Below are 23784 nucleotides of genomic sequence, written 5' to 3'. Positions count from 1 at the left end.
TTTAGCTCTTTGCCTCATCTTTTTAGTCAAATTTTATAGGCTTGTAGCAGATCTTAACGATCTCAACGTCGCTTCTGCCTTTTGGTAAATTTAGCGCGACCTCATCGCCTTCAGCCTTGCCTAAAAGCTGCTTTGCAAGAGGTGAGTTTATCGAGATATAGCCCTTGTCTAGGTCACTTTCGCTAACGCCAACTATCGTGTAAGTATGCTCAACCTCAGTCTCTTCGTCCATTATCGTCACACTTGAGCCAAACCTCACCCTATCATGCTCGTAGCTACTTGGATCGATCACTTCTGCGTTTGCCAAAAGTGCGCTAAGCTCAGCGATCCTAGCGTCTATAAAGGCTTGCTTCTCTTTTGCGGCGTGATACTCGGCGTTTTCTTTAAGATCGCCGTGGCTTCTTGCGATGTCGATCTCTATTACGATTTGAGGGCGCTGCACCAGCCTTAGATCCTTTAGCTCAGCTTCTATCTTCTCATATCCGTGCATTGTCATTGGTTCACTCATTTTTTTACTCCATATTTTTTAAAATTTTTACTACATTTTTACTGCTGCCATGCCCTAGGTAGGCCCTTAGCTCATCGCAGCCTTTTAAGAATTTTTGCCTATCGCAGCTCTCATAAGCTCTTAGCAAATTTTCAGCCGTTGCAAACTCCTGGATAAACTCCTCATGAAGCGGCTCTTTGCCCATGAAATCAAACATTATATTTGCAAGTCCCGCGTGCTTGATCTTTACAAATTTTCTAGCGATGAAAACATCTATCGCTTTTGCCTTATATGCTAGCACAAATGGCGTGCCAATGAGCGCTGCCTCAAGCGTAGCAGTGCCAGAGCAAACAAAGGCAAAATCACTCTCATACAAGGCTTCAGGCGTGTTTGAGACGATATCAAAATCGCTCACATCGCCATAAATTTCGCCCACTTTATCAAGCAAAAATGGCGGCACGACAAGTAGCCTTTTAGCCTCTATCTTTTTAGCAAGCTCTCTATAAACTGGCATCAGCCTAGAAATCTCTGACCTTCTTGATCCTGGCAAAAATGCCACTTTGCCACTGCTACTTAGGCTAGTTTTTTTAAGCTTTATCTCATCCATCAAAGGATGACCCACGTAGGTCGAGCGGCTATAAAATTTCGCATCAAATGGTAGGATCGAAGCTAGGTTGTCACAATACCTCTCCACAACGCTTACTCTTTTTGGCTTCCACGCCCAAACTTGAGGCAAGATATAGTATGTCACGGCTGCTTTTGCGCCGGCCTCTTTTATCGCCTTTGCAAGTGGGAGGTTAAAAGCTGGACTATCTATTAGCAGCACTGCATCAGCCTCTTTTGCCATTTGACTCATCACTTTCATCGCCTTTTTTGCTTTAAAGATGAGCGGCAAAACCTCAACAAAGCCCATCGCAGAAAATTCGCTAGTTTTTATATATGGCGTGCCAAATTCTTCGCTAAAAATTCCCATTAGTTCAAATTCGCCCTCGAAATTTTTTAAAATTTCTTTTAAATGCAAATTTGCTGATGGCTCAAGAGCGGAGACTAAAATTTTCATTTTTACACTTTCGGTTTGTCTTTTTTTAGGGGCATTATACGCAAAAATTCTTTAATTTTTTAAGAAAGCTGTGATAAAATCCAAGCCTTTAAAGGATAAAATTTGAAAGAAATTTTGATAACAAATGACGATGGATTTGAGGCCGCAGGGCTGCTAGCCTTAAGAGATGCTTTAAGAGAGCTAAATGACGTAAATGTCACGATCGTAGCGCCAAGCTCTGAAAAATCAGCCTGCGCCCACTCGCTAACTCTCACAAGGCCTCTTAGGTTTATCAAGCTTGATGATGGCTTTTTTAAGCTTGACGACGCAACGCCTAGCGACTGCGTCTATCTCGCACTTCACGCACTTTATAACAAAAAGCCAGACCTTATCATAAGCGGCATAAACCATGGGGCAAATTTAGGCGAGGACATCACTTACTCTGGCACGTGCGGAGCGGCTATGGAGGGCGTTTTACAGGGCATTAGGAGCATTGCATTTTCGCAGTTTTATGTAAATAACTCGATAAATGAGCTTGGATTTGACCTGGCAAAAGAGGTCGTGAAATTTATCGTGCCAAAGGTGCTTGAGGGCGAAATTTCGCTAAATCAAAGGGAATTTCTAAACGTAAATATCCCAGCCGTAACAAGCAAAAATTTCAAAGGCTATACCGCCGTGCCAGCTGGCAGACGCACCTACGCCACGCACGCCGCGCTTAACCGCAACCCAAGGGGAGTCGAGTACTACTGGCTTGGAAACGCAGCACTTGACTACGAGGGTGGCGAGCTAAGCGATATCAGCAAGGTAAATGAGGGCTTTGCGACGATCACGCCGATAAAGCTTGATATGACCTCATACGAGAGCCTAGCGGCTCTACAAGGGAAATTTTGATGCAAGATGATAGATTTACAAGGATAAGATGGCTATTTGGCGAGGATGGTTTTAGCAAGCTTCAAAGCGCAAAAGTGCTAGTTTGCGGAGCTGGAGGCGTTGGTGGGATGTGCGTAGATGCGCTTGCTAGAAGCGGGGTCGGAAGCATCACGCTGATCGATAAAGACATCTTTGACGTGACAAATCAAAACCGCCAAATTTACAGCGAAAACGTAGGCGGCGTAAAGGTGGATGAGTTTGCCAAAATTTATCCTTGCATCACGCCTATGCAGACGCTGATCACGCCTGAGTTTGTCGCTGGATTTGACTTTAGTAAATTTGACGTGGTGATCGATGCGATCGATGATATCACCGCCAAGATCGCCCTTGCAAATGCGGTAGATCCTAGCAAATTTATAGCCTCGATGGGTGGGGCAAAAAGGGTTGATCCAACCAAGATCAAGGTGGCCTGCGTTTGGAAAACTTCGGTCGATCCACTAGCTAGAAAATATAGATATGAGCTCAAAAAATCAGGTTTTAGCGGTAAATTTGACGTGGTTTTTTCAACAGAAGAGCCACTTTGCAAGCAACTTGGCAGCTTCATGGGTGTGACTGCCTGCTTTGGACTAAATTTAGCCTCACTGGCTGTTAAAAAGATAGTTGAGCAGTAAGCCCAGATTTACACTCCGAGTAAAATTTCAAATTAGAGCTGACATTTTTGGATATAAATTTAATAGCTAGCTCTACAAGAGACAAAATCAACAATCCAAGATGAGCAATCTAACAAATTTTAAAATTTCATGAACGAATAATTTTGGCTCTAAAATTTGTGTTTAGCTGTAAGCGAAGCCAAATTTTAGTAGCCAATCCTTGCGAGTGAGTGAAGGTTTTAAAATTTGTAAAGCAATCTAATCAAATTTAAATGTTTGCTTCTTTGTTAAAAAAAAGGGGGAGAGGCTTAAATTACGATCTGCTTGCAGTTACGAGCTTTCGAAGCAAAGAAGCTCCCTTGCCCTTTAACAATCCACCCTAACCCCTACGACGTTCAAGGTGGCATGCTTCAGCGCTTCGCACTGCATGCGTTTAAAAATTCAAGCAAATTTTAAAATTTGTAAAAATAGCTTGATTAAATTTGATTTATCCAAGAAGGAGACAAGGGGGCTTAAATTTTGCTTCTCAGGCTCGCAACTAGGATAGACACGAAACTCCGTCCCTTTATCCCTCTTTAGACCTCACGTCTGCTTGCAGTTACGAAACGAAGCCTTAGTAAAAACCTGCGCGCGTTAGAAGTGCATGCTTTAATGCTGGCGCATCGCAAACCACAACAAATTTCTATTTTAAAATATAGCTTTAAATTTATAAGTCCTAAATTTTAGTAAGTAGTTTAAATAAAAATTTAAAATAGACCTAAAGTTTACATATTTATCTGATCGTGTTTGCTGTTTTTACAACCAAATGCGATTTATCATTTAAATTTTATCTCATCTTTTTTATATTTTCTAAGCAGCTCATTTATCTGGTTTTGAAATTTACCCCATCTTGCTTCGCTGCCGTGCTTTGCGTAAAGCTTTTTGGCATGAGAGATCAAAATTTCACTTTTATCTTTTATCAAAAGATATTCGTAGAGTTGATTTATCGCTGCAAGGCCGTTTTGTTCGAGCATTAGCTCTATTAAATTTTCCTCCGAGCTATTTTGCTCAAAAAATTCAAAAACAAAACCAAGGTCGTTTGCTACATTTTCATAAATTTTAGCCACGTCACTATCTGGCTCTAGCTCGTAGTGCGCAGAAGCAGTGCTGGAAATTTCATGTACTCTGGCTCTAAAATGACACTCATACTCTTTTGGCTTATTAAGCGCTTCTTTGCCAAGAGTAGCCCCTATAAAAGGGGTGTAAATGCCGCAATTTATATAAAATCTCGTATGCTCTGAGCTATTGCCACTACTTTTTTGAAAATTTACAACATATATAAAATTTGTTGTATTTTTGCAGAAATTTAAAGCGCTCTTACTAAAGCCATTATCCTTAAATAGCGACTTTAGCAGAGCAATAAGCTCGTCAAATTTCTCTTTCATAAATTTAACGTGCCAGATGTGTGATTATTTATTTGCGCGCTCGATGTACTCGCCACGAACGGTATCAACGCGGATGACCTCGCCTTCTAGTACGTGAAATGGTATCTGAACTACCGCGCCACTCTCAAGAGTAGCTGGCTTTTTGCCACCTTGTGTATCGCCCTTGAAATTTGGTGGAGTTTCAACTATCTTAAGCTCTACTACTTGTGGCACTTCGACGCCGATTGCGTTGCCATTGTGAAATAAAATTTCAACCATCATGCCATCGATCATCCATTTTTTAACATCGCCCACGTCCTCGTCACTGATCGCAACTTGCTCGTAAGTAGTCGTGTCCATAAATTGGCAAAACTCGCCATCATCATAGAGGTATTGCATCTCTTTTTCTTCAAGGTGCGGCTGCTCGCACTTATCGCCTGCGTGAAAAGTCTTTTCAAGAACCTTTCCATCGACAAAAGATTTGATCTTTGCACGAACAAAAGCTGCGCCTTTGCCCGGTTTAACGTGTTGATATTCTACGATTTTATAAGGAACGCCGTCGATCTCGATCTTTAGTCCCTTTTTTAGATCGCCCATTGAATATGAAGCCATTTTTTATCCTTTCGTAATTTGTTATATAACTGCGTATTGAGCCCAAACACAAGCTTCAAGTGCGTTTAATCTCTCTAGCGTTTCTGTTTTTATATGTTCATCGACCAAGATGACCGCAAGCGCCATGCCGTGCTCATCTCTACCAAGACGGAAGTCTGCGATGTTTATCTTCTCATCAGCCAAAATTTTACTGATCTGAGCGATAACGCCTGGTACATCGTGGTTTTTAAAGATGATCATCTTACCTTTTGGCTTGAAGTCAGTCTTGAAGCCATTTACGGTTACGATGCGTTGTTGATTTTCACCAAACACCGTACCGCCAACGCTTACGATGCCGTTTTCAGTCGTCAGACGAACTGTGATCTTGTTTTTAAAGATGCTGTCTCCACCTGTGCTAGTTTCGGTAGTTATGCCTTTTTCATCGCATAAAAATTTAGCATTTACGTAGTTTATCGCATCGCCAAGACTCTCTTTTAAAGCACCCACAATCGCAAAAGTTAGCATTGAATTTGCATATTCGCCAATCTGCCCGTGAGTCTCTATACGGATAGCTTTGATGGCACTTTTGTTTATCTGAGCTGCAAGAAATGCCATCTTGCTTGTAAGATCGATATAAGGCTCAACAAACGGCGGAAGATCTTCTGTTTTTATAGGTAAATTTAGAGCGTTTGGATAGCTTATACCGCGTGCTGCCAAGATAGCCTGCTCGACTGCCTCTACTGCGATATTTCGCTGCGACTCAAGGGTGTTTGCCCCAAGATGTGGTGTGACGCTTACATTATTTAGATCAAGAAGCGGATGGCTTGTCGCTGGCTCTTTTGTAAAGACGTCGATGCCAGCAAATGCTACCTTGCCACTTTTTAGCCCTTCATAAAGCGCCTCTTCGTTATAAAGACCACCTCTAGCGCAGTTTATAAGCCTTACGCCATCTTTCATCTTTGCTATCTCTTTAGCGCCGATCATATCGGTTGTCTCTTTGGTCTTTGGAGTGTGGATCGTGATGAAGTCGCATGCCAAGATGTCATCAAAATTTTTAGTATAAGTGCCGCCCATATCGATGACTTTAGATGGATCGATATATGGATCGTATGCGATGATATCCATGCCAAAAGCTTTTGCGCGAGCTGCTACTCTTGAGCCGATGTTACCAAAGCCGATCACGCCTAGCTTTTTCTTAAAAAGCTCAACTCCGTACCACTTCTCGCGTTTCCAAATTCTATCTAGCTTTAGATCGTTGTGAGCGTATTCAAGTGATCTTGCAGCTGCTAGCATGTGTGCCATAGTTAGCTCAACTGCTGCGATAGTATTTGCAGTTGGGACGTTCATGGCGATGATGCCTCTTCTTGAACAGCCATCTATATCAACGTTATCCACGCCAACACCAGCTCTAACGATAGCTTTTAGTTTCTTACCAGCTTCTAAAAACGCCTCATTTACCTCAGTCGAGCTTCTAGTGATCGCTACATCAGCCTCGCCTAAAATTTTTAAAAGCTCGTCTTTTGGGATATTAACTGCGTCTATTACATTTATATCTTGTTCTTTTTTTAAAAGTTCAAAACCTACTGGGTGTATCGCATCGCAAACAATGATAGTTTTCATAATTTTACCTCTCTCACACTTGAGTGGATATCGTAAACTCTTAGCTGCAAAATGATATTTTGCAAAAGCCTTGAGTCTTGGGTATTTAAAAAGATCTGGCTCTTAGCGCCATCTCTTACTACAGTAAAATCAACCTCGCTATTTCGCAAAGTCTGCATCAAGCAGAACATAGAGTAGATGTCGTTTTTATCTATCATAAGTTCGTATGCTGTGATCTTTGGCTTTTCTATCTTAGGTCGGTTGTATTCTATAAAAATTTCATTTACGGGCAATACGTAATCTTTTTTCTTAATAGTTGCCAGCTCGTTGATCCAGTTTTCACTGCCAGCTGTATTTTTGGTTATATTTTGCTCATTTGTCATATTTTTTTCAGTAGTTTGGCTGAAATTTACACTTGCAAATTTAACAAGATAAACTCCAACCAAACCTAACATCACAAAGAGCAGAACAACTACTAATAAAAGTGTGCGTCTGCCCATTTATACTAGCGTAATTGTTCTTTTATGATGTCGCCAAGTGTTACTTTGTCGTCGTTGTCATTGATCTCATTTAACACTTCACGCTCTTTTTGTTTTGCTAAACGGCGTATGCTTAGGCGAATTCTATTTTTCTTCTCATCGATAAATGCAATGGCAGCTTCGATCTCGTCGCCGATCTTTAACGTGCTAGCATCTACACTACCTAGATCTTCTTTGCGGATTAACGCATCGACATTATCGCCAAGCTCGACAAATACGCCAAAGTCTTTAATGTCACGGATCGTTCCTTTTACGATGTCGCCTACACTAAATTTATTAGCAAATGCTTGAACTGGGCTTTGTTTTAGATCTTTTAGGCTTAGAGAAATTTTTTGCTCAGCGCTGTCGATTTTGATGATCTTTACTTCTAGCTCATCACCAGCCTTAAACATATCTTTGCACTTGTCATTTCTGTCCCAAGATGCATCTTCATTGTGTAGCAAGCCCTCAACGCAGCCTACTCTAACAAATGCACCAAAATTTGTGATAGTTGTTACAACGCCTTTTACTACATCGCCCTCTTTAAATTTAGCTTTAAATTCATCAAATGGCTTTGGAAGTAAATTTTTAAGGCTCACTCTTAAGCGGTGTCCTTTTGCGTCTATTTCGATAACCTCAACATCGATCTCTTGACCTTCGCTGATGTGATCTTTTGGATTTTTGATATTTTTGTCCCATGAAATTTCAGATATATGTAAAAATCCTTCAATATCATTTCCAAGATCGACAAATGCGCCATAAGGCTCGATATTACTAACTGTTACTTTTATAGTGTCGCCAACTTCTAGACCATCATTTATGATCTCTTCCCAAGGATCTGGAGTAGCAGCCTTGATAGATAGAGATAGGTGGCGTTTTTCGTTGTCATAGCTGATAACTTTAACTAAAACTTTATCACCTTCTTTGTATAAAGAGCTAGGATTTACTGGGCCTTTGTAGCTTATCTCGCTGTAATGCACAAGTCCGTCTACACCGCCAACATCAACAAACATACCATAAGTTGTGATTTTCTTAACTGTGCCCTCTATAACACTATCGTTTTCTACTATATTTGATAGAGCTTCTTTGCGTTTTTTGCGGTCGTCATCTAAAATTTTCTTTCTTGAGACAACGATGCTATTCTCTTCTTTATCAACTTTTATAACTCTTACTTTGTATGATTTTCCAACTACGCCCTCAGCGTTTTTAAATCCGCTGTGCGTTCTTGGTAAGAAAAATTCTACGCCATTTGCATCTTGAGTGATAAAACCACCTTTATTTTTTCCAACTACTTTTACGTCGATTTCGCCAGAATTTTCAGGATCGTAAGCTTCGATGAAAGCTTTAACTTTCTCTTTTCTAAGTGCTTTTTTGTGCGACACTATAGGTCTTCCATTTCTTGATCCAGTTATTACAACTTTGATCGTATCGCCAACTTTATGCGTCAGGTTACCGTTTGCGTCAGTGATCTCAGAAACATTTAAAATGCCTTCTGACTTCTTGCCAACGTCGATTAAAACCTCATCGCCATTGATACTGACGATCTTTGCGTCACTATCTTCTTCAGTCTTTTTAAAAGACTCCTCTAACATCGCAGCAAAATCGATATCTTCGATATCTTCGTCTTTTGCTTTTCCTAATTGAACACTTTTGTTCACAGCCATCTTGATCCTTTAAATTTTATTATGCCAGTAGAGGCAAATTGGCTTATTATAGTTAATTGTGGCTTTAGCTAGGATAAATTTTATACTTTTTTGATTCTGTCAACGACTTTTTGTATGATCCAGTCAGGTGTGCTAGCGCCCGCACTTATGCCGCACAAATTTTTGCCGTCAAACCATGATCCCTCAAGCTCTTCTTCGCTTTCAATGAGGTAGCTATCTTCGCAGAAATTTTTAGATATTAGGTAGAGTTGTTTTGTGTTCGAGCTGTTTTTTCCGCCGATGATTATCATCACGTCAGCTCTTTTTGCTAAATTTTTAGCAGCCTCTTGGTTTTCAAATGTCGCGTTGCAGATCGTGTTAAAAACGCGTAGCTCTTTTACATGAAGCATGAGATAGTTTGCGATCTGCATAAATTTCTCAACTTTTCTAGTAGTTTGGCTAACAAGCGCGACCTTTTGCTTAAATTTAACGCCCTCTAGCTCGCTCTCTTCAAGCACGACATAGACATTGCCCTTGGCATACGACTTCACGCCTTTTACTTCTGGGTGATGCATGTCGCCAAAGATCACCACATCATAGCCCTCTTCGCTCATTTTTTCGCAAATTTGTTGTGGCTTTGTCACAAACGGGCAAGTTGCGTCGATCACTTTTATGTCTGTTTTTTTTAGCTCTGCAAGGTCGTTTTTAGTGATGCCATGAGTGCGGATGATCGCCTTTTTCTCATCTTTTAGCTCACCTATGCCCTCAAGCGTCTTTACATTGTAGTTTTTCTCTAGCCTATTTATCTCTTCGTTATTATGTATGAGTGGGCCGATAGTTGCGGCATCTCCAGCATTTTCAGCTATCTTTATCGCCCTTTTTACGCCAAAGCAAAATCCATAACTACTAGCAAGCTCGATCTTCAACTCTAGCTCCCATTTTCTTTAAAATTTCAGCAAAATTTGGAAACGAAGTAGCGATAAATTCGCTCTTTTCTATCTGCATGCCACATTTTAGTCCAAGTATGGCAAAGCTCATGGCGATCCTGTGATCTCCGTGGCTATCTATCGTGGCAAATTTCGCCTCAGAGCCATTTATGATAAAGCCGTCTTCAAGCTCGCTAGCATCGACACCGCACTGCTTTAGCGCATTTATCGTGACAGCTATCCTGTCGCTCTCTTTTACGCGAAGCTCTTTTGCATTTATTAGCTTGCTTTGACCTTTAGCGCAGGCAAATGCGATGGCTAAAGCTGGGGCTTCGTCGATGAGCCACGAGATATTTTCGCTAACCTCTACACCTTTTAAATTTGGCGAGTATCTAACCTCAATATCGCCGATATCTTCGTATTTGCTTGAGGTTTTATGAAATTTTATCTCAGCGCCCATTTTTTCTAAAACCCTGTAAGCTTCGATGCGAGTTTTATTTAGCAAGATATTTTTTAAAATGATATGCGAATTTGGGATAATTAAAGCTGCGACCGCGAAGAAAAATGCCGAGCTTGGGTCATTTGGCACGTCTATATCAAGTGGCGCAAGTGGGCCTTTCATCGGCTCTAGAGTGATCTCTAGGCCGTCACGCTTTATACCAGCCCCCATACCTGCAAGCATACGCTCAGTGTGGTCTCTGCTTAGCTCAGGCTCGCTAAATTTGCAGCCATTTGAGTAAAGAGCCGCCAGCAAAAGCGCGCTTTTTACCTGAGCTGAAGCGATCTTGCTATCAAAACTAAATCTTTCAAATTTAGTCCCTCTTATGCAAAGAGGAGCGTTGTTTGCGTTATTTGCACCATCTATCTTTGCACCCATCTCACTTAGAGGCTTTGCTATCCTTGCCATCGGACGAGAATTTAAGTATTTATCGCCACTTAGCACGAAAAAGCCATCCTGTGCGGCTAGTAACCCCATAAAAAGCCTCATCGCCGTGCCTGAGTTGCCACACTCTAAAATTTCATTTGGCTCTTTTATCTTTTGTGGCGGAGTGATCGTTATTTCAGCGCCGTTATCTTCGATCTTTGCGCCTAAGAGCTCGACTATTTTTAAGGTATTTAGCGTGTCGCCTGCTCTTAGGTAGTTTCTAACGCGAGATGGCTTGTCACTTAAAAGCGAAAACATCGTGCATCTATGCGAGATAGACTTGTCAGCTGCGATGTCATCGATGGTTAAATTTAGACTTTTTTCTAGTGGATAAATTCTCATCTTATTCCGATATTTAGTTTCTCTTTTAGCTCGCTTAAAATTTTATCCATAAGCGCGTTTATATCGTCATCTTCAAGCGTTTTTTCCATATCTTGGAATGTAAATTTAAGGCTAAGGCTGATCGCGCCGTTTAGTTTCGTATCTTTATAGATATCAACCGGCAAGAACTCTTTTAGCTCTTTTAAATTTAGCCCTCTTATGCACTCATAAATTCGTCCAGCCTCGAAATTTTCAGGCACGATGAGGCTAAGATCTCTTGTCGTGCTTTGAAATTTTGAGTATGGCACTGCTAAGATCGGCTCAAATTTAAGCCTCGCAAAATCAATCTCACAAACATAAGTTTTAGGCAGATCCCTTTTTGCCTCTACTCTTGCATCGACTCTGCCGATATAGCCGATCTTTTCGCCATTTTGATATATGTGTGCTTGCTCGTATGGGCTAAGATATGATATTTCGCGGCAAGGTTTTAGCTCAAATTTACCTATGACATTTTGCACCATCGCTGCAAATGCGTAGAAATTTGCCTCCTCGCCCTTTGCGCCATTTATAAGTGTTGGCTCTTTTAAAAGCCCAGATACGACAAAGCCTAAATTTAAGCCTTGGTTTGCATTTTCATCAAAAACTTCGCCAAGCTCAAAAAGTCTAACTGAGCGTTTTGAGTTTTTGATGTTTTTCTCGCTTGAGCTTAGAAGGTGATTAACAAGTGCTGGTCTAAGCGTGTTTAGCTCGTTGTTTATAGGATTTAGTATCTTGATCTTACAAGGTTTGAAATTTAGCTCACTTAGCTCATCAAGGCTGTCAAATACGTAATGCACGCTTTCAAAAAAGCCATTACTAGCTGCGCGGTGTCTTAAATTTAAAGCATTTTTATAGTCAAAATATGTCTTATTTAGCCTATTTTTCTCTGCGAAATTTAGCGGCGTTGAGGCGATATTGTCGATGCCTATTATCCTTACGATCTCCTCGCAGATATCATGAGAATTTACGATATCGTGGCGAAATAGCGGCACTTTTACATTAAAGCTCTCTTGCTCGACATTTACGCTGATCTCAAAGCCAAGTTTCTTTAAAATTTTAACGACATCGTTTCTAGCAACCTCTTGCCCTATCATATTTTTAAGCTCGCCAAGCGAGATGCTAAGCGTGATAGGCTCGGTGCCAAGTAGCGACTGCTGAGAGCCCGCAAAAAGACTTAGGTTATCTTTAAAGCCTGCAAGCTTTTTGAAAAGATAGTCCGCCCCATAACCTAAATTTGGCTCGCTACCACGGCTTGAGCGATAAACTTGATCGCCTTTTGGTAAATTTTTATTTTCAAAAATGGCTTTTGAAACAACATCTGGTTTTACGTAGCTAGCCTCTACCAAGATCACCTTTGAGCCCTCATCAACCCTAGCTTCATCACTTTGGTAAATTCCAGCAACACCTAAATTTTTATCCTCGCAAAAGACCACGCACTCGCCATTTTCGCCATTTTTGATGTCAAAAACTGCTTTTTCGCCCTCGCCTACAAGCTTAGCGTGATCATAAGCTCTAAACAAGACGCCCGTGCAAAATGTCGCGTATTCAAGCAGTCTTTCTACTAAATTTGTCTTTTGACAATCAATTAAAGCTAGTCTCAACCTAGTTAATAAATTTTCACTTAATGCATTTTTTAGCTCAAAGGCTTTATACAAAAACGAGCCATTTACCTTATCTTCGGTTCGCACAGACGCGATCCTGCCGATGCCTAGTAAATTTTCGCTATCTTCATTTTCGTGGCTATCTTTCATATTTAGATCAAGTGCGGTGCAAATTTCTCTTGCGATGCCGTGTAAATTTTGGCAGTCGCCTCTGTTTGCTGTGACATCAACCTCGATGATCACATCTTTAAACGCTTCAAATTCGCCAAGACTTGTGCCAAGTTTTAGCTTGCCGATACTCTCATCAAGTGGCAATATACCGTCATTTGTCTTAGGTAGTCCTAGCTCAGTTGAAGAGCAGATCATACCGCATGACTCGATGCCTCTTAGCTTTGCCTTTTTGATCTCAAGACCATTTGGCATAGTCGTGCCAATGAGCGCTACTGGCACAAACTGACCAGCCTCGACGTTTTTAGCCCCACACACGATCTGAAGCGTTTCGCTGCCAACATCAACCTGACAAACGCTTAGCTTATCGGCGTCTGGGTGCTTTTCTCTACTTTTTACGTAGCCAACTACGATGCTCTTTGGTAAATTTATCTCTTTATAGCTATCAACTTCTAAACCGATTGAATTTAATGTCTTTGAAAGTGTCTCGCCGCTAACCTCGCTAAGGTCGACCCACTCGTTTAACCAATGCTTTGAAATTATCATTTAAACTGCTCCAACAATCTTAAATCTCCCTCAAAAAGTGACCTTAGATCAGGCACTCTATGAAGCAACATCGCAAATCTCTCAACCCCAAGGCCAAAAGCATATCCACTTACATTTTTATAGCCAACCGCCTTAAATACATTTGGATCCACGACGCCGCATCCAAGCACCTCAAGCCATGTAGTCTGCTTGCACACCCTGCAACCCTTACCATGGCAAAATATACAACTAATATCAACCTCTGCACTAGGCTCCGTAAATGGGAAAAAGCTAGGGCGAAAACGCACTTCAACGTCGCCAAACATGTGCTTTAAAAAGCCCTCTAGCATTGATTTTAAATTTGCAAAGCTAACTTTCTCAGCATCCTCCACCACAAGGCCCTCGACCTGGTGAAACATCGGTGTATGCGTTAAGTCCATATCACGTCTAAAGACCGTACCTGGCGCTATCATGCGGATAGGCGGCTTTTGATTTAGCATAGTTCGCACCTGAACTGGGCTCGTATGCGTCCTTAAAAGCCTAAAATCATCTAGGTAAAATGTATCTTGCATATCCCTTGCTGGGTGGTATTTTGGTAAATTTAGCGCCTCAAAGTTCTGAAAATCATCTTCTATAAGCGGCCCAGTCTCGAGCGAGAAATTTAGAGCTAAAAAATACTCAATTATCTTATCCATCGTGGCCATCACTGGGTGCAGCGCCCCGCTAGCAACAGGCTCGTTAAAGAGCGTAATATCAGCGGCCTCTTTTTTCATCTTGCTATCTATCTCTTGCTCGCTAAGCTCAGCCTTTTTAGCTTCTATAAGCGCGCTTAGTTCATCTCTTTGCTTGTTTAAATTTGCTGCAAATTCCTTTTTCTCATCCTCGCCAAGCTCTTTTAGCTTTGCAAAACCTTGCGCCAAGATGCCCTTTTTGCCAAAAATTTCTACCCTGACCTTCTCAAGATCATCAAGAGTTGAAATTTCATTTTTGATTTTGTTAATGAAATCTTGCAATTTTTTACCTTTATGAATTTTTGCATCGATTTTATAGAAAAAGAGTTAAAATCAAGATAAAAAGCGCGAAATTTAAGCACACTTTGATATAATTTCTCAAACTTTCAAAGGAGCTAAAATGACCATATTTGAAAAGATCGTTGCTGGTGAAATTCCTTGTAACAAAGTGCTTGAAAGCGAGAAATTTCTAGCTTTTAATGACATCAACCCAAAAGCGCCGATCCACATCCTCATCATTCCTAAAAAACACTACAAAAACTTCCAAGAGATGGATCCAGTTTTGATGGGTGAGATGACTAAATTTATCCAAGAAGTGGCGAGCTTAATGGGCGTTGATAAGAGCGGATACCGACTCATAACAAACTGCGGCGAAAACGGCGGTCAAGAGGTCATGCACCTGCACTTTCACCTACTTGCTGGCGCAAAACTTGGCTGGAGCGAAGGCGTAGCTGATCCACAAAGCACATTTTAAAAATAAAATTTAGACTCTTTTTGAGTCTAAATTTCACTTCAAATTTTTACTTCAAAACTCAAATCTTAAATTTTATAAGCTGAAATGCCGTAAAATAGGCATTTAAATAAATAAAAAAGGGGTGAAAAGTCATCTACTTTTTTAAATTAAATTAGTATATTATAGCATATTTTTATCAAAAAGTGTCTATTTTTTTAAAATTTTAAATTGTTATATTCTTTAAAAAAGTTGCTCTTTGTCTAGTATCTTTTGGTAGATATTTAGCATAAGAGCGATAGGTCTCATTTAAATTTTTATGACCCATCATTTTACAACCAACCCACATCGGCTCCTCACCACGACTTAACATTACAGAAGCGAATGAGTGTCTAGTATCATAAAGCTTATGTATTTTAAAGCCAAGGGATCTCTGCAAATCATTAAATTTTAATCTGATAACTGCTCGTGAAAGAGAAAAAATATTTTGATTAATATCGGTATAATCGAGTTTTATCAGTTCATTATAAACAATATCAAGCATATCAATTGTACGATTGCTGGATTTAGTTTTAGGAGAATCCAAAACACCTAGCTCCGATAGAGTTTTATTAATACGTATCTCCTTATTTTGAAAATCCAAGTCATTAAAAGTCAAAGCCAAAATCTCGCCAGTCCTAGCCCCAGTAAAGAATGCAACTATTAAAAATAAGCGTAGCTCGCCCTCGGCATGTTTTATAAGTTGCAAAATCTCACTTAAATTAAAAGGGGTAAAATCACCATTGTCGGCATTATGTAATTCTTGTTTGAACCTAGGTATATAGAATGGATTTTTTGAGATTATATCATTGGCAATAGCATAACGAAAAACCATTTTAAAAAAAGAGCAATACCCATTAATTGAGCTATCTTTTAAGCCCTTGTTTTTACAAAATTTTACAAAATCAATACTATCCTGCCTTTCAAAATCGGACAGATAAAAGATATTTTTTGAATGCAAAAAGTCTATAACAGCCTGACTAGCAACATTATAAAACCTGATTGTTTTATCCTTTAAAAAGGATTTTTCATTAAGCAATCTATAAATAATCCCCTCAAAGCTAAACTCACTAGTATTTTTAATAGGCTCCAGCTTTTGTTCCCCTTTTCTGATTATGCGATCAGTTTGCATATCCTCGAGCTCGTAATATTTGCTCTTAGCAAGTTCAATATCCTCTTCAGAGCCAAGAAATAAATTATAGTTTTTTCGAATAAAATCAAATGCTAAAGTGGATTTTTTCAGTCCAGTGGCACGGCGAATTCTTACGCCATCCTTTTGATAGTCAATATAAAAACGATTATGCTTAATATATATATTTCTATTTTTTTCTAAATTTTTCATGCGGTGATTTTAGCAAAAATTTAAACATAACACAAAAATTCACTTTAAATTAATTTTATTATTTAAGATTTTTAAAAAAGAGTATTTATATCTTTTAAAGCTTAAATAACCATATAAAGGGAAATAAATATTAATAAATGCTTAATATACCTTGCTTTAATGGCTTTATTTTACAAAATGTCCTTTTATTTGTTATTTTTATTTTAAGTTATAAATAAAAAGAATTAATCAAAAATACCAAAGAATAGGGATATTTTTAACTAAGGAAAAATTAAATAAAAAGTTTAATATTTTACAAAATGTCCGCCACGCTAAACACTAATATATAAATACATAAAATTTAAAAAGGGAAAGAAATTTTTTATTAGAGATGTTGTTAATAAGAAAATTTAAATTTTAATAGAATAAGTAGAAGCTTAAAAATTTTTTAAAGTTGTTTTATATTGTTTTGAGTTTTTAAATTTTTTTATTGTTTTATGTGTTGAAAAAATTTAAAAAAGGAATTAGCGTTTAAATTGATTTTAAAGGGGTGTGTTGGCTTTTAAAAAATAATTTAAAGAAAGGATAGCATTAAACGCTTATTTTTGATTGTAGAGCATTTAAAGATTGATTGTGGCTTTTATTAAATTTAGCTTAAAAATGGTTGCTTTATATATCACTTTTTAAAAGTTAGTTGAATTTAATAAAGGGTAAAATTAATTAAATAATCTATCGTTTAAGGAAAGAAAATGGCAGAAGAGCTAACTCAAGATCAATTGGCTGAATGGAGTTATTTGAAAGAGCAAGAAATGGTGATGCCATCCGAAGAATTAAAACAAAGCAGTGTAAAAGAGCAGGTGCTAACATGTAAAGAAGCTATCGATAACACAGGAATTTTTAAAAGCAACGAAACAGGTGCAGTAGCATGTGCCAGAGAATTTTATACAGCTTATGGTAGCAACGACGATAATGAAGTAAGAGAAGCTATTAACAATATCTATAAAACAGACATAAGTGCAGAAGATCTCAATAAAATTAAAACACTCACGATAAGAGAAATGGATATGGATTTGAAAGAGAACTTTGACAATGAAAAAGAATACACAATCCAAGATATAAATCGTAAATTTATTTTTGAAACAGCAGAATTAAAATTAAATAAGAATTTGAATGAAGCCGTTAATACCCTAGAAGAAAAAGAAAAGATAGATGAGCAGATCAAGGCAAAAGAAGCTGAGTTTAATGAATTTAAAAGTCCAAAAGAAAAGAGAGACTTTGTAAGCGATAAGCTGAATGAAATAGACGGCAATGACACCCTAAAAAGTAGCCTTGAAATTTTAAAAGAAAAAGAAAAGATAGATGAGCAGATCAAGGCAAAAGAAGCTGAGCTAGAGAATAAAAATGAAGCCAAGCAGGATATCGCAATTACAACACACTCACAAGAAAGAGAAGCAGAACAAGAAGACTGGAGCAGAAAAGCTGATGAGCTAGAAAACCAGCACGAAAAAGAGCTTGAAAAATTAAGAGATGAACAATCTAGGCTTGAAGCCAATTTTCAAAAATCAATTGACAATCTGATGAATAGTGGCGATATAAAAGACATAATGACTGCTCTGCAGGAGATGGATAGAAGCTTAGAAATGATGATGCGACAGGGCAAAGAAGAAAGCGAAACAAAAGAACGCCAGCGACAAGAAAAGCTAGAGCTAGCCTTTGATAGTCCCAAATTTAAAGATGCAGTGGGAGATCTGGTTAAAGAAGTTTATAAGCAACGCAAAGAAGTCAAGGGCGGTTTAAAAGAATTAGAGAACGAGCATGCAAACTACGCAAAACTAAAAACAACGTATGAAAAAGAAATTAAAAAAGGGCTTGATATAAAAGGATACGAAAAATTAAATAAAATGTTGAACGAAATAGAGAAAGAAACGCCAAATTTTAAAAATAGTTATCCTAAATTTTATAAAAAAGTTAATGATAGTTTAGCGCAGAGCAAAGAAAAAATACTAAACAAGACAAAAGAGAAAGACCAAGAACAAAGCAGGAGCTTATAAAAAATGAGTAGAAAAGGGAAAAAATAATGAAAAGAATGATTATATCAGTTGCCGTAGCATCCTCACTATTTTTAAGTAGTGTTAATGCTAGTGGTATACCAACTATTGACGTAGCTGCGATAGCCCAACAAGTTATGGGATACACCCAAACACTGAAAGACTACGCAGAACAGATCAAACAATACGAGCAAATGGTAAAAGATACACTAAATTTCGAGAAACAAATGCAAGAGCTTGGTGTAGATATGAACAGCGTTTATGAGATATTAGGCGATGCACAAAGTTTAATATCGCAAATGCAAAGCATATACGAAGATGTAAAAAATTTGCCAAAAGACATAATGGGGGATATAGCAAGAGTTAAGACAGCCTGCTCATTCTTAGAACAAAACAGCCAATTTTTTAGTCACTCAGTAAAAGCATCAGGCAATAAACTAGCAAATAAGCTAAATAGATGTACATTTGCACTACGTGATGGAGCAAATATAAGCAAGAGCATAGAAGAATTAACTCAAAAAATGAATAAGGCAGTTGATCCAATAGAACGAGCAAACTATCAGGCGCAGATCAGTAATATTAAAAATGCGGAAAGATTTTTACAAGAGAGAGATAATATAGAAAAAACAAACAATTTATTAGCATTTGAAGACACATTTCATAATGGCGATAAAACGAAAGAGTATACAAGAGATAGAATGAGAGATGATTTAAAGCAGCTATCTAAACAACTAAATAAGGCTAATAATCAGAAACAGGCTCAAGCATTGACAAATACTATACTGCTTAAAATTTTAGAAAATATGCAACAGCAATATGAGCTAAATATCAATTACACCAGCGCAATGGCATCGAGCAGACAAGCCATGAAAGACAATAGTGCTAGAGATTTAACGCCAGATAGCTTTAACCAAAAAGTTGTTGAATATAAGCGAAATGATGCAATATTTGACCCAGAAACAAAGCAAATGCCAAAAGATGAGCTAGGGCTTCCAAAATTTGTATTTTTTAAATAAGGAGTAAAAATGAAAAAAATAGTTTTAAGTATTGTTGCCATAACAATGTTTGCAGGTAGTGCAGTAGCACAGGAAATAACAGGAGATGCAAAGCTGGCATGCGAAGCATTATTGTGCTTATCAAGCCCAACAAGACCGAGCGAATGTGCTCCAGCACTTAAAAAATATTTTTCAATAACAGACAAAAAACCACACAAACAAGCAAAGAAGCGTGAGAACTTTTTAAAATTATGTCCTAAACAATGAACAAAGAAAATTTAGTCGAACTCCCACTAGATGAAATTTTAAAGAATAATGGCTACTTTGAAAAACGAGAGAAAAGTAGCCAAAATTACAAGACACTCACAAACAACAACTCCGATACAATTATCATAACAAGAAAAAGCAACGGACACTATTTATACTTTAACCCAAGCGATGATAATGATAGGGGAAATATATATAATTTCGCCAAAAATCGTGGCGTATCAATAAAAGATTTAATAGATGAAAATATAATAAACGATGTAAAAACATTAAAAAACAATACTAAAGAAATAATAAAACAAAAAGAAAATGATAGTATTATAGTAGAAAAATTTAAAAAATTAAATAAGATAGATGAAAACTCGTTTTTGACTAGCAAAAGAAAAATTAAAAGCGATATCCTGATAAAATTTAGTAGCCTCAAGCAGGATGAAAAATTTAAGAATGCAATAGTGCCAACATATACATTAAGTGTATTGGAACTAAGCAGTGGCAAAAGAGAATTTCTAAAGCAGACAGGGTATATAAGCTACTTATCAAAGCCTTTAACGCAGGATCAGCAAGGAAAGGCATATGCTAAGCCGATAAAACAGCTCTGCAATGGAATAAAGGGGCTTGAAATACTCAAGGCAGACGAAGCACACAAGAATCCAAAGGATTTTAAAAATATTGTAATCTGTGAGAGCATGATAGATACATTATCATATTGTGAAATGAAAGACGTAAATTTAAAAGAAACACTCCTATGCTCAACAAATGGTCAAATATCGGCAACGCAAAAGGAAGTCATAAAAGCATTGACAAAGCTGGCACCAAATGCAGGAGTTGTACTAGGATTTGATAATGACGAACGTGGCAAAGAATTTACAAAAACGATACTAGAAATAGTACCAAATGCGAGATCAGCCAAGCCAATCCTAAAGGACTTTAATGATGATTTGGTAGCAGGCACGGCATTGGGTATAAGTAGTAATAAAATTAGTCTCGACAGCATAACAAAGCCTTTAAAGGAGTTTTCTCGGCAAGTTGAGTATTTGTCAAAGAAATACGACTTTCTCGAGCCAGATGCTAAGAAAAGTAGAATAAAAGACCTATACGCCCTTAATATTGAAAAATTTAGAGAAATAGAACCAAAGATCAAGACATTACAGGGAATGAGAGAAAGCTATAAGCGACTTAACTTGATAAACACAAAAATTGAAAAAGACTACGAAAGATCATCTAAGACACGATAAAAAACAGCCATCTGCTTTTTAGACTTTAAGCTTTAAATAAGTATTGATGAAGTTAGGTTTAGCCCCTTTGTGTGGGAGTTTGACGCATTGTTGAGTAAATTTATTTTTACAAATTGTCCGAAATTTTATGAGCCGTAATCGAATGCAAGCCCTCTGCTTTTTGGACTTTAAGCTTTAAATAAGTATTGATGAAGTTAGGTTTAGTCCCATTGTATCGGCGTTTGTAAGGCTTTTAAATAGTAAGAAGTTTTACATTTTCTCGTCATTAGTTCAGGATTTGGCTAGTCAGGATAAAGCTATGCTTTTTAGACTTTAAGCTTTAAATAAGTATTGATGAAGTTAGGTTTAGCCCCTTTGTGTGGGAGTTTGACGCATTGTTGAGTAAATTTATTTTTACAAATTGTCCGAAATTTTATGAGCCGTAATCGAATGCAAGCCCTCTGCTTTTTGGACTTTAAGCTTTAAATAAGTATTGATGAAGTTAGGTTTAGTCCCATTGTATCGGCGTTTGTAAGGCTTTTAAATAGTAAGAAGTTTTACATTTTCTCGTCATTAGTTCAGGATTTGGCTAGTCAGGATAAAGCTATGCTTTTTAGACTTTAAGCTTTAAATAAGTATTGATGAAGTTAGGTTTAGCCCCTTTGTGTGGGAGTTTGACGCATTGTTGAGTAAATTTATTTTTACAAATTGTCCGAAATTTATGGCAGGCGACCTGCACTAGAGTGCTGGAACGCCAGATCCGAGCCTAGGTCTCGGCTCTTTATGGTATTAAGCGGGGATACCCCGCAACGCCCCGCAATATAGTAGCATCGCCAAAAGCGATGTGTAAATTTAAAAAGGGGGAAGAAAAAAGCATAATGTAACTTAAAAAATGCTTAAATATTATGCTTGTATTTTGATTATTTTATTTTATAAGTTATTTTTTTACTACTGAATATTTTAATTATATAATATTTTATTATTTATAGTTTTATTATTTATTAAGTTTATTTTGGATATAATCTTATTATAAAAAGAAAGGATAAGAGATGAAAGCAAACAGCATAATTAACCTACTTAGTCAATACGGAAAGATAAATGGCGATGAAAAGCATATATCGATGCAAAGAAATGGTGTGGTATACGAAGCTATGTTAAACGACACGGACACAACTAACGTAGTTTATGTGACCTACAATAAAGGTGAAAAGACCGAGTTTACATCATTTTGTGAGTCACTAAGAGCCACAAAAGATGTTATAGAGCAAAATATAAGAGAAAATAGATAAGGAGTAGAAGATGAGAGAGATATTTATGAGCTATTGCAGGCATGAAATGACGCTAAAGGCGTTAAAAGAATGCAAGTGGTTAGGGGATTTGGATGATGAAAGCGAAGAAGTCATAGCCGAATGTGCTAGGCTTCAAAAGTACATAATTGAGCTAGCAGACGAGTTTGGTTGCGAAATTACAAATAAAGAAGATGTAATTAAGAGCATAGAAGATGAAAAGTCAAATTTACTAGCAAACCTAAACAATTAAGGAGTCTAAAATGCAAAAATTTAAATCAAATGACAGCATAGTCCTAAAAAAGCACATGGACAGACCACTTGATAAATTCGAATCTATCTATAGAGTAGTAGATTTTTATAAAGCAACTAGCGACAATGAATACTACTATGTTATAGAACCAGCCGAGCCAGCAGATAAATTTGATAATAGCATGGCACTTAAACAGGGGTATGTTGAAGAAAGCTACATCAATATGGATGAAGTGTATTGGTATTTTGAGAAAAGAGATATTGAAGGTGGGTGGATAAAATATGATGATCGTAGGCATACTTTTAAAGAGATAATAAAAACCATGGCTAAAAATGGTTTTATAGAGAATGTGTATCCGATTTATGCAATAGGTTTTAAATTACCATAAAAGGGACAAGCATGAATAGAGATTATAATAAATTTGAGAGAGCAAATGAAATAATGAATGAGTTAATTAAAGCTCCGCTCCCACTAGAGTCAAGAGAGCTTGCAAACATAAGTGATAGAGAGCTCTCGTTTTTAAAAAGCAGTGTTAGGCTAATGGTTGAATACTTAGACTCTCTTGGGTGCATGATATGGCACGACGACGAAGTAGTGTGTCAGATCGACGAAGAAGAGCAAAGAAGAGCCAGAGTATGATAAAGCTGGTCGAGAAACCAAATAGCCTTATAACGTAAAATTTTATACAATATGTTATAATTTTTCTTAAAAAAAGGATTTACAATGAAAGTAAATAAGGTTTTGATAATTGCAGCAATAGCTGGGTTGTTTTTAAGCGGATGTGCAGAGTTTCAACTGCCAAAGGTACAAAAACAAAAGCACGAGTTGAGTGACGAAGAATGTGAAATCATTTTAAAGAAATACAGAAATACCGAACCAAGCACATCAGACGCATATAATAAATTGAAGTATGACGCATATGAATGTAATACTAGGTATAAATCACCTATAGTTATTCCAGACTTTGAAAAATAGAGAGCAAACACATGAAAACTATAACTATTACAGGCGAAAATTTAAACCAACAAATTATCCAAGCTATAAAAAACGCTGTCGCCAAAGCCAGCAATCCAACATATACGATAAAGTATATCAACACATCGAAAGATAAGATCGACAGCGAAGCCTTGCAGGACATTGAAGATGCAAAGCTTGGAGCAAAGCTTTATTCTGAATATTTGGCTAGCGGAAGCAAATCAACCTCATGGGCTGATATAAAGAAAGAAAATGGCTTATAAGATACGATTTAGCGATTATGCTAAAGAGAAGTTTAATGAACTTGACGGCTCAATCAAAAAACCAATTCAAAAGTTTCTTGATCGACTCGAGGAAAGTGATGATCCACGCAGTAGCGGAAAAGGATTAACTGAGAATTTGAGTGGATTATGGAGATATAGAGTAAAAAACTATCGCTTGATATGTTTTATACAAGATGAAGAGCTTATAGTACTTTTTCTCGACATAAGTAAAAGAGATGAAGTTTATACCGATAGGAATGTAAAAAGTATTTTAAAGAACGTGCCAACAAAATAACACATTTTTTTAATATTTACTATCTTAATTTTTATAAAAAATTACTTTTTTTACTATTCTTA

Annotated in this window: 26 protein-coding genes; 14 read left to right on the top strand and 12 right to left on the bottom strand. The window is 37.5% G+C overall.

Translation table 11 applies throughout. From position 1 onward, the window contains the following. Nucleotides 1–22 precede the first annotated feature (22 nt). The gene (greA, locus tag MTT09_RS03440; protein ID WP_103581979.1) at nt 23–508 is read right to left on the bottom strand and encodes a transcription elongation factor GreA; all 486 of its coding nucleotides are present in this window, start codon (nt 506–508) and stop codon (nt 23–25) included. Nucleotides 509–512: 4 nt separating this feature from the next. After that, nucleotides 513–1547 (bottom strand): lipid-A-disaccharide synthase, encoded by a 1035-nt coding sequence (gene lpxB, locus MTT09_RS03435; RefSeq protein ID WP_429802555.1) that lies wholly within the window; start codon nt 1545–1547, stop codon nt 513–515. Nucleotides 1548–1649: 102 nt separating this feature from the next. Here lpxB and surE point away from each other — a divergent pair, with 102 nt between their 5' ends. Both surE and MTT09_RS03425 read left to right on the top strand, forming a co-directional pair. Then, the gene (surE, locus tag MTT09_RS03430; protein ID WP_429802553.1) at nt 1650–2417 is read left to right on the top strand and encodes a 5'/3'-nucleotidase SurE; all 768 of its coding nucleotides are present in this window, start codon (nt 1650–1652) and stop codon (nt 2415–2417) included. After that, nucleotides 2417–3067, top strand: coding sequence for a tRNA threonylcarbamoyladenosine dehydratase (locus MTT09_RS03425; protein ID WP_429802551.1), 651 nt, complete (start codon nt 2417–2419; stop codon nt 3065–3067). Before surE ends, MTT09_RS03425 begins: the two co-directional genes overlap by 1 nt. Before the next feature lie 794 nt (nt 3068–3861). Here the strand turns inward: MTT09_RS03425 and MTT09_RS03420 are convergent. The 9 genes from MTT09_RS03420 to pheS all read right to left on the bottom strand — a co-directional run bounded on the left by MTT09_RS03420 (nt 3862) and on the right by pheS (nt 14318). Beyond that, on the bottom strand, nt 3862–4470 hold the full coding sequence (locus MTT09_RS03420) for a DUF4304 domain-containing protein (protein ID WP_429802550.1): 609 nt from the start codon (nt 4468–4470) through the stop codon (nt 3862–3864). A 24-nt stretch (nt 4471–4494) separates the two neighbouring features. Further along, nucleotides 4495–5061, bottom strand: coding sequence for an elongation factor P (gene efp / locus MTT09_RS03415; protein ID WP_004317246.1), 567 nt, complete (start codon nt 5059–5061; stop codon nt 4495–4497). 21 nt (nt 5062–5082) lie between these two features. After that, complete coding sequence (gene serA / locus MTT09_RS03410; protein WP_429803703.1) at nt 5083–6663, bottom strand: phosphoglycerate dehydrogenase; 1581 nt, start codon at nt 6661–6663, stop codon at nt 5083–5085. Continuing rightward, nucleotides 6657–7139, bottom strand: coding sequence for a hypothetical protein (locus tag MTT09_RS03405; protein ID WP_103652140.1), 483 nt, complete (start codon nt 7137–7139; stop codon nt 6657–6659). Before MTT09_RS03405 ends, serA begins: the two co-directional genes overlap by 7 nt. A gap of 5 nt (nt 7140–7144) precedes the next feature. After that, complete coding sequence (locus tag MTT09_RS03400; protein ID WP_004317168.1) at nt 7145–8821, bottom strand: 30S ribosomal protein S1; 1677 nt, start codon at nt 8819–8821, stop codon at nt 7145–7147. 80 nt (nt 8822–8901) lie between these two features. Continuing rightward, nucleotides 8902–9726, bottom strand: coding sequence for a 4-hydroxy-3-methylbut-2-enyl diphosphate reductase (locus tag MTT09_RS03395; RefSeq protein ID WP_429802547.1), 825 nt, complete (start codon nt 9724–9726; stop codon nt 8902–8904). Further along, nucleotides 9707–10993, bottom strand: coding sequence for a 3-phosphoshikimate 1-carboxyvinyltransferase (gene aroA / locus MTT09_RS03390; protein WP_149709882.1), 1287 nt, complete (start codon nt 10991–10993; stop codon nt 9707–9709). Before aroA ends, MTT09_RS03395 begins: the two co-directional genes overlap by 20 nt. After that, nucleotides 10990–13326 carry a phenylalanine--tRNA ligase subunit beta gene (gene pheT / locus MTT09_RS03385; RefSeq protein WP_429802544.1) on the bottom strand — a complete coding sequence of 779 codons (2337 nt, stop codon included), beginning with the start codon at nt 13324–13326 and terminating at the stop codon, nt 10990–10992. Before pheT ends, aroA begins: the two co-directional genes overlap by 4 nt. Next, nucleotides 13323–14318, bottom strand: a complete 996-nt coding sequence (pheS, locus tag MTT09_RS03380) for a phenylalanine--tRNA ligase subunit alpha (RefSeq protein WP_429802542.1) — start codon at nt 14316–14318, stop codon at nt 13323–13325. The genes pheT and pheS overlap by 4 nt, the downstream gene beginning before the upstream one ends. Before the next feature lie 118 nt (nt 14319–14436). Between pheS and MTT09_RS03375 the strand changes: the two genes are divergently transcribed. Then, nucleotides 14437–14790 (top strand): histidine triad nucleotide-binding protein, encoded by a 354-nt coding sequence (locus tag MTT09_RS03375; protein ID WP_004317216.1) that lies wholly within the window; start codon nt 14437–14439, stop codon nt 14788–14790. Nucleotides 14791–14992: 202 nt separating this feature from the next. Here MTT09_RS03375 and MTT09_RS03370 read toward each other — a convergent pair whose 3' ends face one another. Beyond that, nucleotides 14993–16147, bottom strand: a complete 1155-nt coding sequence (locus tag MTT09_RS03370; RefSeq protein ID WP_103585657.1) for a site-specific integrase — start codon at nt 16145–16147, stop codon at nt 14993–14995. 728 nt (nt 16148–16875) lie between these two features. On the opposite strand from MTT09_RS03370, the gene MTT09_RS03365 reads away from it, so the two are divergent. The 11 genes from MTT09_RS03365 to MTT09_RS03315 all read left to right on the top strand — a co-directional run bounded on the left by MTT09_RS03365 (nt 16876) and on the right by MTT09_RS03315 (nt 23722). Then, nucleotides 16876–18177 (top strand): hypothetical protein, encoded by a 1302-nt coding sequence (locus MTT09_RS03365; protein WP_234402245.1) that lies wholly within the window; start codon nt 16876–16878, stop codon nt 18175–18177. A gap of 26 nt (nt 18178–18203) precedes the next feature. Further along, nucleotides 18204–19190, top strand: coding sequence for a type IV secretion system protein (locus MTT09_RS03360; RefSeq protein ID WP_103585937.1), 987 nt, complete (start codon nt 18204–18206; stop codon nt 19188–19190). A gap of 9 nt (nt 19191–19199) precedes the next feature. Then, entirely contained in the window at nt 19200–19436 is a 237-nt protein-coding gene (locus MTT09_RS03355; RefSeq protein ID WP_103560454.1) for a TrbM/KikA/MpfK family conjugal transfer protein, read from the top strand. Then, nucleotides 19433–20671 carry a toprim domain-containing protein gene (locus MTT09_RS03350; RefSeq protein WP_429802538.1) on the top strand — a complete coding sequence of 413 codons (1239 nt, stop codon included), beginning with the start codon at nt 19433–19435 and terminating at the stop codon, nt 20669–20671. Before MTT09_RS03355 ends, MTT09_RS03350 begins: the two co-directional genes overlap by 4 nt. 1028 nt (nt 20672–21699) lie before the next feature. Then, nucleotides 21700–21939, top strand: a complete 240-nt coding sequence (locus MTT09_RS03345) for a hypothetical protein (protein WP_107770870.1) — start codon at nt 21700–21702, stop codon at nt 21937–21939. A gap of 10 nt (nt 21940–21949) precedes the next feature. Then, nucleotides 21950–22189: a hypothetical protein gene (locus MTT09_RS03340; RefSeq protein ID WP_021091986.1), complete on the top strand. Its 240-nt coding sequence runs from the start codon at nt 21950–21952 to the stop codon at nt 22187–22189. A 10-nt stretch (nt 22190–22199) separates the two neighbouring features. After that, the gene (locus MTT09_RS03335) at nt 22200–22577 is read left to right on the top strand and encodes a hypothetical protein (protein ID WP_103585941.1); all 378 of its coding nucleotides are present in this window, start codon (nt 22200–22202) and stop codon (nt 22575–22577) included. 11 nt (nt 22578–22588) lie between these two features. Further along, nucleotides 22589–22828, top strand: coding sequence for a hypothetical protein (locus MTT09_RS03330; RefSeq protein WP_103560449.1), 240 nt, complete (start codon nt 22589–22591; stop codon nt 22826–22828). Nucleotides 22829–22912: 84 nt separating this feature from the next. Beyond that, nucleotides 22913–23164, top strand: a complete 252-nt coding sequence (locus tag MTT09_RS03325; protein WP_103585942.1) for a hypothetical protein — start codon at nt 22913–22915, stop codon at nt 23162–23164. Between the two features lie 11 nt (nt 23165–23175). After that, nucleotides 23176–23427: a hypothetical protein gene (locus MTT09_RS03320; protein ID WP_021091971.1), complete on the top strand. Its 252-nt coding sequence runs from the start codon at nt 23176–23178 to the stop codon at nt 23425–23427. Continuing rightward, complete coding sequence (locus MTT09_RS03315) at nt 23417–23722, top strand: type II toxin-antitoxin system RelE family toxin (protein ID WP_051303952.1); 306 nt, start codon at nt 23417–23419, stop codon at nt 23720–23722. The genes MTT09_RS03320 and MTT09_RS03315 overlap by 11 nt, the downstream gene beginning before the upstream one ends. Nucleotides 23723–23784: the final 62 nt, after the last annotated feature.

Source organism: Campylobacter concisus, assembly GCF_050447505.1.
Taxonomy (GTDB): Bacteria; Campylobacterota; Campylobacteria; order Campylobacterales; family Campylobacteraceae; genus Campylobacter_A; species Campylobacter_A concisus_BP.
The sequence above is the reverse complement of the archived record's forward strand: the minus strand, read 5'-3'. Positions and strand labels throughout refer to the sequence as shown.